At 63.4% G+C, this 14,726-nt stretch carries 12 protein-coding genes; 7 read left to right on the top strand and 5 right to left on the bottom strand.

The genetic code is table 11. The features are described 5' to 3' along the window. The first annotated feature begins 177 nt into the window (after positions 1 to 177). Complete coding sequence (locus tag IVB01_RS18860; protein WP_247281572.1) at positions 178 to 2,148, top strand: hypothetical protein; 1,971 nt, start codon at positions 178 to 180, stop codon at positions 2,146 to 2,148. Between the two features lie 152 nt (positions 2,149 to 2,300). On the opposite strand, the gene aspS is transcribed toward IVB01_RS18860, so the two are convergent. Beyond that, positions 2,301 to 4,073 (bottom strand): aspartate--tRNA ligase, encoded by a 1,773-nt coding sequence (gene aspS, locus IVB01_RS18855; protein WP_247281573.1) that lies wholly within the window; start codon positions 4,071 to 4,073, stop codon positions 2,301 to 2,303. Between the two features lie 196 nt (positions 4,074 to 4,269). Here aspS and IVB01_RS18850 point away from each other — a divergent pair, with 196 nt between their 5' ends. Beyond that, positions 4,270 to 5,742 (top strand): protein adenylyltransferase SelO, encoded by a 1,473-nt coding sequence (locus IVB01_RS18850; RefSeq protein WP_247449320.1) that lies wholly within the window; start codon positions 4,270 to 4,272, stop codon positions 5,740 to 5,742. A 429-nt stretch (positions 5,743 to 6,171) separates the two neighbouring features. On the opposite strand, the gene IVB01_RS35715 is transcribed toward IVB01_RS18850, so the two are convergent. Then, complete coding sequence (locus IVB01_RS35715) at positions 6,172 to 6,471, bottom strand: hypothetical protein (protein ID WP_346015594.1); 300 nt, start codon at positions 6,469 to 6,471, stop codon at positions 6,172 to 6,174. Positions 6,472 to 6,662: 191 nt separating this feature from the next. On the opposite strand from IVB01_RS35715, the gene IVB01_RS18840 reads away from it, so the two are divergent. From IVB01_RS18840 to rnd, 5 genes are all read left to right on the top strand, one after another. After that, positions 6,663 to 7,511: a phosphodiesterase gene (locus IVB01_RS18840; protein ID WP_247281575.1), complete on the top strand. Its 849-nt coding sequence runs from the start codon at positions 6,663 to 6,665 to the stop codon at positions 7,509 to 7,511. A gap of 1 nt (position 7,512) precedes the next feature. Then, the gene (locus IVB01_RS18835; protein ID WP_247494726.1) at positions 7,513 to 8,457 is read left to right on the top strand and encodes a sugar ABC transporter permease; all 945 of its coding nucleotides are present in this window, start codon (positions 7,513 to 7,515) and stop codon (positions 8,455 to 8,457) included. Then, on the top strand, positions 8,454 to 9,323 hold the full coding sequence (locus IVB01_RS18830; RefSeq protein ID WP_247281577.1) for a carbohydrate ABC transporter permease: 870 nt from the start codon (positions 8,454 to 8,456) through the stop codon (positions 9,321 to 9,323). Before IVB01_RS18835 ends, IVB01_RS18830 begins: the two co-directional genes overlap by 4 nt. An 11-nt stretch (positions 9,324 to 9,334) precedes the next feature. Next, positions 9,335 to 10,669 carry an ABC transporter substrate-binding protein gene (locus tag IVB01_RS18825; protein ID WP_247469476.1) on the top strand — a complete coding sequence of 445 codons (1,335 nt, stop codon included), beginning with the start codon at positions 9,335 to 9,337 and terminating at the stop codon, positions 10,667 to 10,669. Between the two features lie 416 nt (positions 10,670 to 11,085). Further along, positions 11,086 to 12,234 (top strand): ribonuclease D, encoded by a 1,149-nt coding sequence (gene rnd, locus IVB01_RS18820; RefSeq protein WP_247281579.1) that lies wholly within the window; start codon positions 11,086 to 11,088, stop codon positions 12,232 to 12,234. Positions 12,235 to 12,405: 171 nt separating this feature from the next. Here rnd and IVB01_RS18815 read toward each other — a convergent pair whose 3' ends face one another. From IVB01_RS18815 to IVB01_RS18810, 3 genes are all read right to left on the bottom strand, one after another. Continuing rightward, positions 12,406 to 13,788, bottom strand: a complete 1,383-nt coding sequence (locus IVB01_RS18815; RefSeq protein WP_247281580.1) for an aspartate aminotransferase family protein — start codon at positions 13,786 to 13,788, stop codon at positions 12,406 to 12,408. A 165-nt stretch (positions 13,789 to 13,953) separates the two neighbouring features. Continuing rightward, complete coding sequence (locus IVB01_RS35475; RefSeq protein ID WP_256464847.1) at positions 13,954 to 14,082, bottom strand: hypothetical protein; 129 nt, start codon at positions 14,080 to 14,082, stop codon at positions 13,954 to 13,956. A 71-nt stretch (positions 14,083 to 14,153) separates the two neighbouring features. Beyond that, positions 14,154 to 14,717, bottom strand: coding sequence for an isochorismatase family protein (locus tag IVB01_RS18810; protein WP_247281581.1), 564 nt, complete (start codon positions 14,715 to 14,717; stop codon positions 14,154 to 14,156). Between the last annotated feature and the right edge of the window lie 9 nt (positions 14,718 to 14,726).

Raw genomic sequence — 14,726 nt, 5'->3', positions numbered from 1 at the left:
TCCGGGTCATGGAAACGGGATGAAGCACGGCAGCCGCCCCGGTGGCAACATCCGATTGCGACCCCATCAACAGGACGCGTGGTCAAATGCTTGAAAACCATAGCTTTCCCTGGACCGCGCGGCGTTTCGCGAATATGGCAGGTTGCGCGGTGCAAAACCAGCAACTGGAGCAAGGAAATGAAGGGAATCCTGATCGGCCTGATCGCACTCGCCGTGCTCGGCGCGGGCGGATCGTTCGGCTTCAACCTCTATGCAAAATATCGCGCTACCACCGAGGTCGAGGCCGCCTTCGAGCAGATCCGCAAGCAAGGCGGCAAGGCGAGCTACGGCAAGATCGAATTCGACGTGATGAGCCGGACACTGAGGGTCGATGATATAGCGGTGACTCCCGGCAACGAGTCCCAGGCGCAGATCAAGATCGCCGGCATCAAGGGCACCGGCGTCCGCCTGCTCGACCAGAGCAGCTTTTCGGCCGACAACATCGACGTCACGGGTTTCGAAGTCGCGCTCAACCAGGTCGGCCCCGCGAAGCTGAACGCATCCTATAAGATCCCGCAACTCACCCTGCGTGACTATGCCGGCCCCCTTCACGCCGGGAATGTGCCGACGGGTGGCTCCGTGAGCGATATCTACCGCTATGTGCTCGGTCAATACGCACGCGTGACAGCATCGTCAGTCACGGCTCCGGCGCTGACGATGAGCTTCGATGCGAGCGGCAGCGCCGCCGGCAGCGGCGAGGTCGCCTATTCCGGCCTGGCCATCCAGAATCTCAAGCACGGCAAGTTCGATGCGATGAAGGCGGACCGCGCTGTTTTCACCATCGACGTGCCGCAGCCGGGCAAGCAGGACAAGCTGACCGGCGACCTCTCCAACATCATCGTCAACGAATTCGATGCGACCGCGATCGCCGCGGTACTCGACCCAGACAAGACCGGCGACGACGGCTACTACCGCGTCTACCGGCAAATCTCCGCCGGCCCTTATGTGCTCAAATCGACCCAGGGCATGCGGATGGACATCGACGGGATCACCTTCGAGGACGTCGCGGCGCAGCCGTCAAAATTCCGGCCGGCCGAGATCGTTGCGCTCATGCCGACAGACCGGTCGGTCCTCCCGACATCCGCGCAATCGCGCGAGATGATGGAGAAGCTCGCCGGGTTCTATGATGGCCTCCGTATCGGCAAAATCCAGGTCGGCAAGACGTCGATCAGCATGCCGCAAGGCACCGCGAGGATCAACGCCGTCAGATATCGGGGTGGCGAATTCGCGATCGAAGGCGTCGATACGCCGACCCCGCAGGGGCAGTTCAAGATGGAGCGCTTCGCGCTGAAATCCTTCAGCGCGGCAAACCTGATGCGCTGGGCGGCAGGCTTCAGCAATCACGGGCAGGCACCCTCGCCCGATCAGGTGCTGGGCCTGTTCCGCGTGCTGGAAGGCGCCGAGATCAAGGGCGTGGTGGCGCCCGACAAGAACACCAAAAGGCTGATCACGATCGATACGATGACACTGGAGTGGGGACAGCTGATTGGCTCGATCCCGAGCAAGGCGCACCTGATTGCGAAATTCGTCACGCCCACCGATCCATCCGACCCAAAACAACTTCCATTGGTTCTCAGCGGGATCGACAAGCTCGCGATCGATCTCGATCTCGGCGCCGCGTGGACAGAGTCGTCCAACAGCTTCAATTTGACGCCCGCGACGCTCGACATCGGAGGGATCGCCAGCGCGCAATTGCGCATCACGCTTAGCAATGTGCCACGCGAGCTGTTTTCGGCTGACCCCGCTCAGTTCATGGGTCGGGCCGCCCAGGTCGAGGCTGTCGCGCTCGAGTTCTCGGTCCGCGACAATGGTTTCGTCGATTCCGCGGTGACGCAGAATGCACGGGGACGAAATGTCAGCCGCGACGAGGCGCGCCGGACATTCGTCGACAGCGTCAGGGCGTACCGAGCGGATGTCGCCGCCGCCAATCCGGAGGCGGGCACGGCGGTGGACGCGATCGCGAGCTTTGTCGAGACGCCAGGCCAGACGCTCGTCATCAAGGTCACGCCGCGCACGAAGGTGCCGCTGATGCAATTGATGCAGCTCTTCAATGCCGACCCGGAGGGCACGCTGGCGCAGTTCAAGATCGAAGCGTCGACGGGGCTGTAGGGAGAGCTGGTTGGTCTCGTGTCCCGGACGCGCTGCGGCACGCAATGACGCTGTGCAGAGCCGGACCCAGAAAGCTATGTCTGCCGAGAGATGGGCCCCCAGCTCAGCCGCGCACCACTGCGTGCTGCGCTGCGTCCGGGCAAGAGACCAGCTCATTTCTGCGGCAGGTTCACCCGGATATGCAACTCGCGCAGCTGCTTGGTGGTGGCCTCCGACGGCGCGCCCATCAGGAGGTCCATGGCCTGCTGGTTCATCGGGAACAGCGAGATCTCGCGCAAGTTCGTGGTGCCACAGAGCAGCATCACGATGCGGTCGACGCCCGCGGCCATGCCGCCATGCGGCGGGGCGCCGTATTGGAAGGCGCGGTACATGCCGCCGAACCGTTCGACCACTTCCTGCTCGCCGTAACCGGCAATCTCGAACGCCTTCACCATTGCTTCCGGCACGTGGTTGCGGATGCCGCCCGAGGCGATCTCGTAGCCATTGCAGGTGATGTCGTACTGGAACGCCTTGATGGTCAGCGGGTCCTGGCCCTTCAGCGCGTCGAGGCCGCCCTGCGGCATCGAGAACGGGTTGTGCGAGAAGTCGACCTTCTTGTCGTCCTCGTTGTACTCGTACATCGGGAAGTCGACGATCCAGGCGAGCTCGAACCGCTCCTTGTCCGTGAGGTTCAGCTCCTCGCCAACCTTGTTGCGGGCAAGACCCGAAAACTTCCAGAACTTGTCGGGATCACCGGCGACGAAAAAGGCGGCATCGCCTTCCTTCACGCCGAGCTGCGCTCGGATCGCGGCGGTGCGTTCGGGACCGATGTTGTTCGCGAGAGGACCGGCGCCCTCGCCGCCCTCGCGCCACATGATGTAGCCGAGGCCGGGCTGGCCTTCGCCTTGCGCCCAGGAATTCATGCGATCGCAAAACGCACGGCTGCCGCCGCCCGGTGCCGGAATTGCCCAGACCTGGTTCTTGGGATCTTCGAGCATGCGCGCAAAGACTTTGAAGCCGGAGCCGCGGAAATGTCCGGAGACGTCCTGCATCTCGATGGGGTTGCGCAGGTCCGGCTTGTCGCTGCCGTATTTGCGCAAGGCTTCGGCGAACGGAATCCGGCGCCAGCCCTTTGTCACCGGCTTGCCCTTGGCAAATTCCTCGAAAACGCCGGTGATGACCGGCTCCATCGCGGCGAACACGTCGTCCTGCGTGACGAAGCTCATCTCGACGTCGAGCTGGTAGAACTCGCCGGGCAGACGGTCGGCACGCGGGTCCTCATCGCGGAAGCAGGGCGCAATCTGGAAGTAACGGTCGAAGCCGCTCATCATCAGCAGCTGCTTGTATTGCTGCGGCGCCTGCGGCAGCGCGTAGAATTTTCCCGGATGAATGCGCGAGGGCACCAGGAAGTCGCGCGCGCCCTCCGGTGAGGACGCGGTCAGGATCGGGGTGTTGAATTCGAAGAAACCCTGCTCCTTCATGCGACATCGCATGGAGTCAATGATCGACACGCGCGTCATGATGTTCTGGTGTAGCTTCTCGCGGCGCAGATCGAGGAAGCGGTACTTCAGGCGTATGTCTTCAGGATATTCCTGGTCGCCGAACACCGGCAGCGGCAGGTCGCCGGCCGGACCCAGCACCTCGATCTCGCTGACGTAAACTTCGATCTTGCCAGTCGGCAGATCGTCATTGTCGGTACCTTCGGGGCGGCGGCGGGCCTTGCCGTCCATCCGCACCACGAATTCCGAACGCAGCTTCTCGGCCAGCGAGAATGCCGGCGAATCCGGGTCGACCACACACTGGGTCAGACCGTAATGGTCGCGCAGATCGATGAACAGCACGCCGCCATGGTCGCGAACGCGATGGACCCAGCCCGAGAGGCGAACCGTTTCGCCGATGTTGCTCTCGCGGAGCGCGCCGCATGTATGTGACCGGTAGCGATGCATGGTCGTCCCAAATTCAATCTCGGAGGAAGCGAATCGAACGGCCTGTAACGGCCGGTCCGAAGTTGCGGCAGGGTTTACCCGACGAGGCCCAAAGCGGCAACCAAGGGAACGGCCTGATTCGGACCAGATGCGCCCATTTTTGGCTTATCTGGGGTCCAACCTTTGCCATCAGGCGTTCCAACCCTATCTTGAGCTCATGACGGTTCATTTCCCCTTCCAGAACTCCTATGCAGCGCTGCCGGACAGCTTCTTCGCCCGCGTCGCGCCGACCCCCGTGGCGGCGCCCCGGCTGATCAAGCTGAACCGGCCGCTGGCGGTCCAGCTCGGGCTCGACCCTGATATGCTGGAGACCCCGGAAGGCGCCGAAATCCTGGCCGGCAAGACGGTTCCCGTGGGCGCCGATCCCATCGCTATGGCCTATGCCGGCCACCAGTTCGGGCATTTCGTGCCCCAGCTCGGCGACGGCCGCGCTATCCTGCTCGGCGAGGTCATCGACAAAGACGGCATCCGCCGCGACATCCAGCTCAAGGGAAGCGGCCCAACCCCGTTCTCCCGCCGCGGCGACGGCCGTGCCGCGCTCGGGCCGGTCTTGCGCGAATACATCGTCAGCGAGGCGATGTTCGCGCTCGGCATTCCGACCACGCGCTCGCTCGCCGCGGTCGTCACCGGCGAGCATGTAATCCGCGAGACCGCCCTGCCCGGCGCGGTGCTGACGCGCGTCGCCTCCAGCCATATCCGCGTCGGCACCTTCCAGTTCTTTGCCGTCCGCCGCGACACCGAGGCCATCCGCCGGCTCGCCGACCACGTCATCACCCGTCATTACCCGGATTTGCTTCAAGCGGAGCGGCCCCATCACGCGCTGCTCGCAGCCGTCGTTGCGCGGCAGGCTGAGCTCATCGCGCGCTGGCTCCTGGTCGGCTTCATCCATGGCGTGATGAACACCGACAACACGTCCATTTCCGGCGAGACCATCGACTACGGCCCCTGCGCCTTCATGGATGCCTACAATCCCGCGCAGGTGTTTTCCTCGATCGACGAGATGGGCCGCTACGCCTACGCCAACCAGCCGCGCATTGGCTTGTGGAATCTGACCCGGCTCGCCGAATGCCTGCTGCCGCTGTTCTCAGACGAGCAGGAAAAGGCGGTCGCCGAAGCCCAGGACATTCTCGGCGCCTTCGCCGAGACGTTCAGTGCGGCCTATCAGGCCGGCCTGCGCAGGAAGATCGGCCTGTTCACGGAGCGCGACGGCGACGAGGCGCTGATCCAGGACCTGCTCGATGCCATGGCGAAGAACCAGGCGGACTTCACCCTCACCTTCCGCAAGCTCTGCGATGCCGCAGGCGACGGAGGCGCAGACGTGCGCGCGCAGTTCATGGAGCCCGCGGCGTTTGACGAATGGGCCGGACGCTGGCGCGAGCGCATCGCGCTCGAGCCGCAGAGCGCGGCCGAGCGGCAAGCCGCCATGCACGCCGTGAACCCGATGTTCATCCCGCGCAACCACCGCGTCGAAGCCGTGATCCAGGCCGCCGTCAACAACGACGATTACGCCCCGTTCGAAGAATTGGTGAAGGTGCTGGCCAAGCCCTACGAGGACCAGCCGGAGTATGCGGCTTATGCCGATCCGCCGCTGCCGGACCAGCGGGTGCTGCAGACTTTTTGTGGCACCTAACTCCCCCTGATCATCCGGACAAAGATTGTTCGTGGAGCTGAACTCGCCTGACGTAGCTGGGTAGGGTGGATTAGCCGGAGGCGTAATCCACCTCTTCTCTCAACCAGCGGAAAGTAGATTGGTGGATTACGCTTCGCTAATCCATCCTACCGGCTGCCGCTGCCGCGAGCATCACGCCCGCTCGCCGAACTCGCCCGCGATCTTGACGTCGCCGCCCCAATCCTCTGGAAACAAACCGGCGCGGACATCACGGTGAAGCGACGAGTACGGCCAGTCGCACACCTTCGAGACATGACCGTGCTTGATGGGATTGTAATAGCAATACTCGACATGACGCGCGTAGTCGGTCTCGTCACGGATGAGATGCTCCGGTACCGGCGTTGCCAGATGCCGCGCTCGTTCCGAGCGGCACGAAAAGCGCTCAGCGGCTCATTCGCAGGGAGTGCCTTGGCAAAACGTGTCTTGATCAACCGCCAGCGCGCCGAGAAATTGGCGTCGCCCCCGGCGGAAGCTTCCAGATCGCGTGCAGATGATCCGGCGGACCACAAACGCGTCGATCTCGAATGGATGGCTTTGGCGCGTTGCTGCCACGGCGCCGCGTAAGATGTTGATCTTGTCTATCAGAGTAAGATGTTGATCTTGTCTATCAGAAGAGCCTTCCGCCGATCGAGCAGGTTCACCGCGAAGAACCAGCATCCTCCCGAGACGAATGCGGCGATAGTTGGACATGGATCATCGATAGCACAACTTGAAGTTGGCTCACAGTGGTGGATTACACCTTCGGCTAATCCACCCTACCACGTCGCCACTTGTGGACGCGGGAACCGCTGTCATCAAACTGAAACACTGGCGCTCTAACCGCCTGTCAGGGCCGTCTTGCCGGAGGCGTCCATCCTCCAACAGTCCCGACACAGCGCGCCATGTCCTTCAAATTCATCCATCTCACTGACACGCATCTCGCGAATCCGGGGCAAAAGCTCTATGGCCTCGACCCGCGCGCCCGGCTGGATGCCGCGATTGTCGACATCAACAAGCATCAGTCGGACGCTGCGTTTGCTGTGGTGACCGGCGACCTCACCCATTGGGGCGAGCCGGAGTCCTACGCCAATTTCGCCGACGCCATGGCTGCGCTGAAAATCCCGTACGTTGCCATGGTCGGCAATCACGACCGCCGCGACGCTTGCCTCGACCGCCTTCGGTCCGCGCCGCGCGATCAGAACGGCTTCGTGCAGGGCACGCGGACGACCGAGCACGGCCTGTTCGTCTTCCTGGACACGCTGGACGAGACCAGCCATGCCGGCGAGATGTGCGGCAAGCGCCTCGGCTGGCTCGCAAGCACGCTGGCCGCCGCGCCGGCCGACATGCCGTTCGTGGTGTTCATGCATCATCCGCCCTTCCCGGTCGGCGTACTCGCAATGGACGAGATCGCGCTGAAGCAGAGCGCCGAATTCGCCGAGGTGATCGCGCCTTACCGTTCGCGCATCCGCCACCTCTTCTTCGGCCATGTGCACCGGCCGATCTTCGGCAGCTACGGCAAGACTCCCTTCTCCACGCTGCGCGGCACCAACCACCAGGTCTGGTTCGAGCTGAATGCCAACGCGCCGCATTTGGCGAGCCACGAGCCGCCGGCCTACGGCGTGGTGCTGATCGACGATGAGAACCTGGTCGTGCACAGCCACGACTTCCTCGACCAAAGCCCACGCTTCCCTTTCGCCGCGCCAGCGGGAATCGGTGACCGCGACTATGCGCTCAACTTCCTGGCCCGGTGAGATGAGCCTCGCTGAACCCGCGGCTCTCCCGCGCGCGACCTCGGCGGCACCGCGTCTGCATGTCCTGAAACGCTTCACCGCCGGCTTCACGGCGTCGCTGCCGGCCTATCTGCTGCTGCTCCCCTCGCTGGTCTTCCTGGCGCTGTTCACCTATGGCGCGATGGGCCGCGTGCTTATCGATGCGCTCTATCAGCGCACGACGCCGAAAGCGCCCGTGCGCTTCATCGGCCTCGACAATGTCAGCGCGGTGCTTGCCGACCCCGCCTTCACCGGCGTCAACAATCTCATTTACGCAGTCGGCACAGCGATCCCGAGCATCGGCCTCGCGCTCTTGTTTGCACTCGCGCTCTCGCGCACCAGCGCAGTGACCAGCGCGCTCCGCGCCGCGCTATTCCTGCCGGTGCTGATCCCGATGGTCGCAGCCTCCGCGCTGTTCCTGTTCATCTTCCTGCCCAATGTCGGCCTGCTCGATTCTTACATCGGCCGGCTACTTCCGGTGCTGCCGAACTGGCTGGGCGATCCCGACATCGCGCTATCAGCGATCATGGTGATCACGATCTGGAAGAACGCCGGCTATCACATGCTGTTCTTCCTCGCGGGCCTGCAGGCGGTGCCGGAGGACGTCATGGAGGCCGCCCATCTCGACGGCGCCGGTCCGTTCCAGCGCCTGCGCTACATCATCCTGCCGGAGCTCAAGCCCACCTTCCTGTTCGTCACCGTGATCGCGACGCTGAATGCGGTGACGCAAGTCGACCACGTCTTCGTCCTGACCCAGGGTGGCCCGTCCAACTCGACCAATCTCGTGCTGTTCTACATCTATCAGCAGGCCGTCGAGCATTATGACGTCGGCAAGGCGTCGGCGGCGACGCTGCTGACGCTGGCAGCGTTGATGGGCCTCACCGCGCTTTCGTTCCGGACGCTGGCGGACCGCGAGAGCGGCCCATGAATTTGATCGGCCGTCTGTTCAGGGATGCTCCGCTCGCCACCCGTCGCGAGATCACGCCAAAGCTCGGTTTCGTACTGACCGTGCTGCTCGCACTGGTCTGGCTGATCCCGTTCGTCTGGATGGGCGTGGCGACCCTGCGCCCGGCCTCCGATGGCATCAACCTCATGGCCGAGCTGATGCCGAGCCTGAAGCCGACGCTCGACAACGTCAGGGATGCCTGGGAGATCGGCGACTTCCCGCGCTACACCCTCAACACCACAATCATCTGCACCGGGATCCTGCTGGTGCAGTTCGTCACGATCACGCTGGCGGGCTTTGCTTTTGCCCGCCTCGCCTTCGCCGGCAAGACGCTGATCTTCTACCTGTTCCTGATGCAGCTGATGCTGGTGCCGGTGCTGCTGATCGTGCCCAATTTAAGCCTGATCGCGCAGCTCGGCCTCTACGACACGCTCACTGGCGTGATGATGCCTTTCTTTGCCTCTGCCTTCGGCACCTTCCTGATGCGGCAAGCCTTCGAGGCCATTCCAAGCGAGCTGGAGGATGCCGCCCTGATCGACGGCGCCGGCCTATTCCAGCGCATCCGCCACATCTACGTGCCGCTGTCGCTGCCGAGCTTCTCAGCCTTCGCCATCATCTCCGTGACCAGCCACTGGAACGACTTCCTGTGGCCGCTGATGGTGATCAACTCGCCGGACAAGCGGCCGCTCACGGTCGGGCTCTCCGTCTTCACCAAGACGGCCGAGGGCACGCAGGCCTGGGGCACCATCGCCGCGGGAACGCTGATGGTGATCGCACCGCTGTTCGTGACCTTCCTGATCTTCCAGAAGCGCTTCATCAGCTCTTTCGTCACCTCAGGCATCAAATAGGAGATTTTCCGATGCTGTTCCCCCGCAGGCTCATGCTCGGCCTTGCCATTGCAGGCACATTGGCTGGCGCCCTCGCCTTTCCAGCCCTTGCCGGCGAAGGCCCGACCGAGATCGATTTGTTCTTCCCCGTCCCGGTCGACGGCAAGCTCGCCCGCGACATGGGGACCTTGATGAAGGAGTTCAATGAGACCCACCCCGAGGTCAAGGCGACCGCGGTCTACACCGGTTCCTACGACGACACGCTGATCAAGACGCGCGCGGCGATCAAGGCCGGCAAGCCGCCGTCAGCCGTGATCATGTCGGCCAACTTCCTGCTCGACATGCAGATCGAGAACGAGCTTACCAATCTCGACCCCCTGATCGCCGCCGACGGCACCACCAAGGAAAAGTTCTTGGGCCAGTTCTTCCCGGCGCTGCAGGGCAACGCGGTGATCAACCGCTCGGTCTACGGCGTGCCCTTCCACAACTCGACGCCGCTGCTCTACATCAATGCCGATCAGGCCAAGGAGGCCGGCCTCGATCCGAACAAGCCGCCGCAGACCTGGGCCGAGCTTACCGAATGGGCCAAGAAGCTCACCAAGCGCGAGGGTGACAAGGTCATGCGCTGGGGCATCGCCATTCCATGCGCCTATGATTATTGCGGCTGGATGATGGAAACGCTCACGATGTCCAACGGCGGGCGCTACTACAACGAGGAGTTTGGCGGCGAAGTCTATTACGACACGCCTTCGATGCTCGGTGCGCTCACCTGGTGGAACGACCTCATCTTTAAGCACAAGGTGCATGCGCCCGGCGCGACGCCCGGCCCGGCCGTCAGCACCTCCTTCATTTCCGGCAATGCCGCGATGATGATGCTCTCGACGGGGTCGCTGACCTATGTGCGCGACAACGCCAAGTTCAGCTACAAGGTCGCCTTCATTCCTCGCAACGTCCGCAATGCCGTGCCGATCGGCGGCGCATCGCTGATCATTCCGCCAGGGCTCGAAGCCGACAAGCAGAAGGCCGCCTGGACGCTGATCAAGTGGATGACCTCGCCCGAGAAGAGCGGTTGGTGGAGCCGCGCCACCGGCTATTTCGCGCCCAATATGGCTGCCTACAAGACGCCCGACATGGTCGACTTCCTGAACAAGAACCCGGACGCCAAGACCGCCGTCGAACAGCTCGACGTCGCAAAGCCGTGGTTTGCCACCTACAAGACCGTGCCGGTGCGCAAGAACCTCGAGGACGAGGTGATGCTGGTCCTCAACGGCAAGAAGCAGCCGAAGGACGCCCTCACCGCCGCTCAGAAAGCCGCCGACGAGACGCTCAAGCCGTACAACGCTGAGACGTCGCTGAAACTGCCGTAAGGCCGGCAACTCATCGCGCGAACAAGCTTCGGCGCGCCGTCATGCGGGGGCGCCGAATGCGTTTCGACGGGCCCCGCCCGTTAACGCCTTGTCCACCATCCGGCCCGCCCCGCGGCCGGTAACCACGAGAATTAACAGACCCTCAATTCGTCCCGGACAAGTTTAGCAATGTTTCTGAGGGGTTTTCACCGTGGACCTGTTGGTATTCGAGTTCCTGGGACTGGCTCTGGTCGGCATGTGCGTGCTTGTGGTGGCACTGCCATGCGTCCGGAAATCCTCGCAACGGGTCCGCTACGAATAGGATTTTTGTCGGAAAAGGCGATTCCGGCCCAAATGCAAGGCTCGAATTCGCATCGAGCCCCTTGACATCACTGCACTTTCGGCAGAACGGCTGATGGTCTCGTCATGGGCCGTTCATGGATTTGATTACCACCACCGCTGACCTTGCGGCTGCCTGCAGCCGGCTGGCCAAGCACCCCGTCATCACCGTCGATACCGAGTTCCTGCGCGAAACCACCTATTACCCGCTGTTGTGCGTGGTGCAGATGGCGAGCGCCGAGGAAGCTGTCGTCATCGACGCCCTGGCCGAGGGCATCGACCTCAAGCCGTTCTTCGAGCTGATGGGCAACGAGGCCGTGCTGAAGGTCTTCCACGCCGCTCGCCAGGACATCGAGATCATCTGGCACCAGGCCGGCATCATTCCCCACCCGGTGTTCGACACCCAGGTCGCGGCCATGGTGCTCGGCTATGGCGACAGCATTGCGTACGACCAACTGGTCGAGAAGGTTACCGGGCACCGCCCGGACAAGACCCATCGCTTCACCGACTGGTCACGCCGGCCGCTCTCCAAGGAGCAGATGCATTACGCGGTCTCCGACGTCACCCACTTGCGCGACGTGTTCGCGGCGCTCGATGCCGACCTGAAGAAGCGCCGCCGCAGCGAATGGGTCTCCATCGAGATGGAGGTTTTGACCTCGCCCAGAACCTACGACTTCCACCCCGAGCGCGCCTGGGAGCGGCTGAAGACCCGGGTGCGCAAGCCGAAGGACCTCGCGGTGCTGATGGAGGTGGCGGCCTGGCGCGAGCAGGAGGCGCAGAGCCGCGACGTGCCGCGCGGCCGCGTGCTGCGCGATGAAGCGGTCAGCGACATCGCAACGCATGCGCCGACTACGCTTGAGAAGCTCGCCCATCTGCGCTCGGTGCCGAAGGGGTTTGAGAAATCCAAATGGGGCGCGGACATCGTCGCGGCCGTCGAGCGCGGACTGGCGCGGGATTTCTCGACGCTGCCGAAGCTGGAGAAGCCGCGCAACAATTCCAATGGAGCGGCCATCGTCGAATTGTTGAAGGTGCTGCTGCGCATGACCGCCGAGCGCCATGCCGTCGCCAGCAAGGTGATCGCCACCGTCGACGATCTCGAAGAGATCGCAGCCAGTGACGAGGCCGACGTGCCGGCTTTGCGTGGCTGGCGCCGCGAGCTGTTCGGCGATGCCGCGCTGAAACTGAAGCGGGGCGAGCTGGCGCTCGCAATCGAAAAAGGCCGCGTGATCGGGGTGCAGCGGGCGTAGGCCCGCGAAGGCCTGTGGCTGGCGCTCTGCCAGCCGCGTCGTCAGTGCGAGCCAACGGGTCCGCGCGAAGCGCGGCCCGATGACAGGCTCCGCGAAGCAATCCAGAATCTTTCGTTGGAGGCAGGCTAGATTGCTTCGTCGCTTCGCTCCTCGCAATAATGAGGAGAGATTTTACGCCGGTGTCAGCTTCGCAACTTCCCCCTTCATGTCCTCCAGCACACCCGAGATCGCCGCGATCAGTTCGTCGATCTGCGCCCTGGTGGCGATCAGCGGCGGGCAGATGGCGATAGCATCGAGCATGTTGCGGGAGATAACGCCGCGCTCCTGCAGCATGCGGCTGGCGATGCCGCCGACGGCGCCCGGCGTAGCGGCTGCGGTCTTGCGCCCCTTGTCGAGCACGAGCTCGAGGGCAGCAATCATGCCGACGCCGCGGACCTCGCCGACCAGCGGACCACTGGCGAGCTCGCGCAGCTTGCCCTGCATGTAGCCGCCGAGTTCGGCAGCATGCGCGACCAGGCCGCGCTCCTCGATGATCTTCAAATTCTCAAGCGCAATCGCCGAGCCGACGGGATGACCGCCGGCGGTGAAGCCGTGGCCGAGCACGCCGATCTTGTTGCTCTCGTCGGCGATTGGCTCGAACATGCGGTCGTTCAGCAGGATCGCCGACAGCGGGAAATAGCTCGAAGTGATCTGCTTGGACACCACGATCGCATCCGGCTTGATGCCGTAGGTCTCGCAGCCGAACATCTTGCCGGTGCGGCCAAATCCGCAGATCACCTCGTCGGCGACCAGCAGGATGTCGTACTTCTTCAAGACCTTCTGGATCTTGTCCCAATAGGTCGCCGGCGGAACGATGACGCCGCCCGCACCCATCACCGGCTCGCCGAAGAAAGCCGCGATCGTATCCGGGCCCTCCTTCTGGATCAGCGCGTCCAGTTCCTCGGCCCGGCGCGTCGCGAACGCCTCCTCGCTCTCGCCGGGTGCGCCGTCCTTGTAGAAATGTGGCGAGCCCGTGTGCAGGATGTTCGGCAGCGGCAGGTCGAACGAGCGGTGATTGTTGGGCAGGCCCGTGAGGCTGGCCGAGGCGATAGTGACGCCGTGATAGGCGCGCAGGCGGCTGATCACCTTCTTCCGCTGCGGCTGGCCCAGCGCGTTGGAGCGGTAGGCAATCAGCTTCAGCACCGTGTCATTGGCTTCCGAGCCGGAATTGGTGAAGAACACCTTGCTCATCGGCACCGGCGCGAGCGCGACCAGCTTCTCGGCGAGATCGATCGAGGGCCCGTGCGATTTGGCCGAGAAGGTGTGATAGAACGGCAGCGCCTGCATCTGCTTGTGCGCGGCGTCGACCAGACGCTTCTCATTGAAGCCCAGCCCGACGCTCCACAGGCCGGCCATCGCCTCGAAATAGCGCTTGCCCGCGGCATCGAACACGTAGGGACCCTCGCCGCGCTCGATCACGAGAGGACCGGCCTGCTGATGGGTGCGCGCGTTGGTGTAGGGATGGAGCTGGTAGGCCACATCCCGGGCCTCTTGCGAATTCGGCAGCATGGACATTTGCAGGGATCCCTAAAGTCGTGACACCGCCGGCACAGCCAGCGTCATCACTTGATGATCAAGTTACTTGGCTATTTCGATGAGACAAAGCTTGCAACGCCAATTCGTCGGCAGCAAGCGCTCAGCAGCGTTGCACAAAGCCGCATATCGGGATTGGACGGCTTTTTAGGCCGCGTCGTCGTCATCCCCGTCTTCAGCGGCGGCGGCCTCCCTCACCTCGACGAGCGCCATCGAGAGCAGATAGACCGTCGTGGGCAAGCCGACGCGGCGCGCCGTTTCGACGGCACGCGACAAATCGCTTGCCAGCTCCTTGAGGTGTTCTCCCCGGGACAATGTCTCAACCCCACCCCGCCGATCGCGGCCGCCTACACCGCAACGGCGCCGCTGGTTCTGATCAGTTCGGCGCTGGAATGGATCGTAGCAAAATTCCCGATGACATTCACTACTGCACGCTTGTAGGCGGCGGCATCGCCCGTGCCCGGCTGCCGGCAGGCCACGGCGTCAGTGATCACCTCGTAACGATGGCTGCGGTGAAACCCGTCCACGGCGGTGGCCAGGATGGTCTCGTCCAGGGAAAAGCCGGCCAACACGCAGCGCACATTGTGGATATTGGACATATAGTCCACAAACCGCGACGAGCTGTAGGCCGAGGGCAGCGGATGCTCGAACGTCATTTCTCCCGGACGCGGCTTCGCCTCCGCGATCCAATCGGTCAGCCTGGATGCCGGATTGAACCAGGCCGCCTGCGCGATGCGCTTCAAATGCATCACCGGCCAGAGATTGCTGCGCCACAGCGTCAGCAGTTCCAGGCAGCGTGCGGTGGCGGCATCGCCGCCGAGGATGACGTGGCGGCGCCCAGGGGTCAGATATTCGACCTGCAGGTCCGCGCAGACCAGGATCGGAGGATCATCGTGGATGGAAACCGGCATTGTCTTGCG

It is taken from the genome of Bradyrhizobium sp. 164, assembly GCF_023073715.1.
In the GTDB taxonomy this organism is placed as follows: domain Bacteria; phylum Pseudomonadota; class Alphaproteobacteria; order Rhizobiales; family Xanthobacteraceae; genus Bradyrhizobium.
This window is presented reverse-complemented; position numbering and strand designations above follow the sequence as displayed.

Excerpts from the sequence above, each read along its gene's own strand:
- IVB01_RS18860 (WP_247281572.1), top strand. The coding sequence starts at position 178 with ATGAAGGGAATCCTGATCGGCCTGATCGCACTCGCCGTGCTCGGCGCG.
- aspS (WP_247281573.1), bottom strand. The coding sequence starts at position 4,073 with ATGCATCGCTACCGGTCACATACATGCGGCGCGCTCCGCGAGAGCAAC.
- IVB01_RS18850 (WP_247449320.1), top strand. The coding sequence starts at position 4,270 with ATGACGGTTCATTTCCCCTTCCAGAACTCCTATGCAGCGCTGCCGGAC.
- IVB01_RS35715 (WP_346015594.1), bottom strand. The coding sequence starts at position 6,471 with ATGTCCAACTATCGCCGCATTCGTCTCGGGAGGATGCTGGTTCTTCGC.
- IVB01_RS18840 (WP_247281575.1), top strand. The coding sequence starts at position 6,663 with ATGTCCTTCAAATTCATCCATCTCACTGACACGCATCTCGCGAATCCG.
- IVB01_RS18835 (WP_247494726.1), top strand. The coding sequence starts at position 7,513 with ATGAGCCTCGCTGAACCCGCGGCTCTCCCGCGCGCGACCTCGGCGGCA.
- IVB01_RS18830 (WP_247281577.1), top strand. The coding sequence starts at position 8,454 with ATGAATTTGATCGGCCGTCTGTTCAGGGATGCTCCGCTCGCCACCCGT.
- IVB01_RS18825 (WP_247469476.1), top strand. The coding sequence starts at position 9,335 with ATGCTGTTCCCCCGCAGGCTCATGCTCGGCCTTGCCATTGCAGGCACA.
- rnd (WP_247281579.1), top strand. The coding sequence starts at position 11,086 with ATGGATTTGATTACCACCACCGCTGACCTTGCGGCTGCCTGCAGCCGG.
- IVB01_RS18815 (WP_247281580.1), bottom strand. The coding sequence starts at position 13,788 with ATGTCCATGCTGCCGAATTCGCAAGAGGCCCGGGATGTGGCCTACCAG.
- IVB01_RS18810 (WP_247281581.1), bottom strand. The coding sequence starts at position 14,717 with ATGCCGGTTTCCATCCACGATGATCCTCCGATCCTGGTCTGCGCGGAC.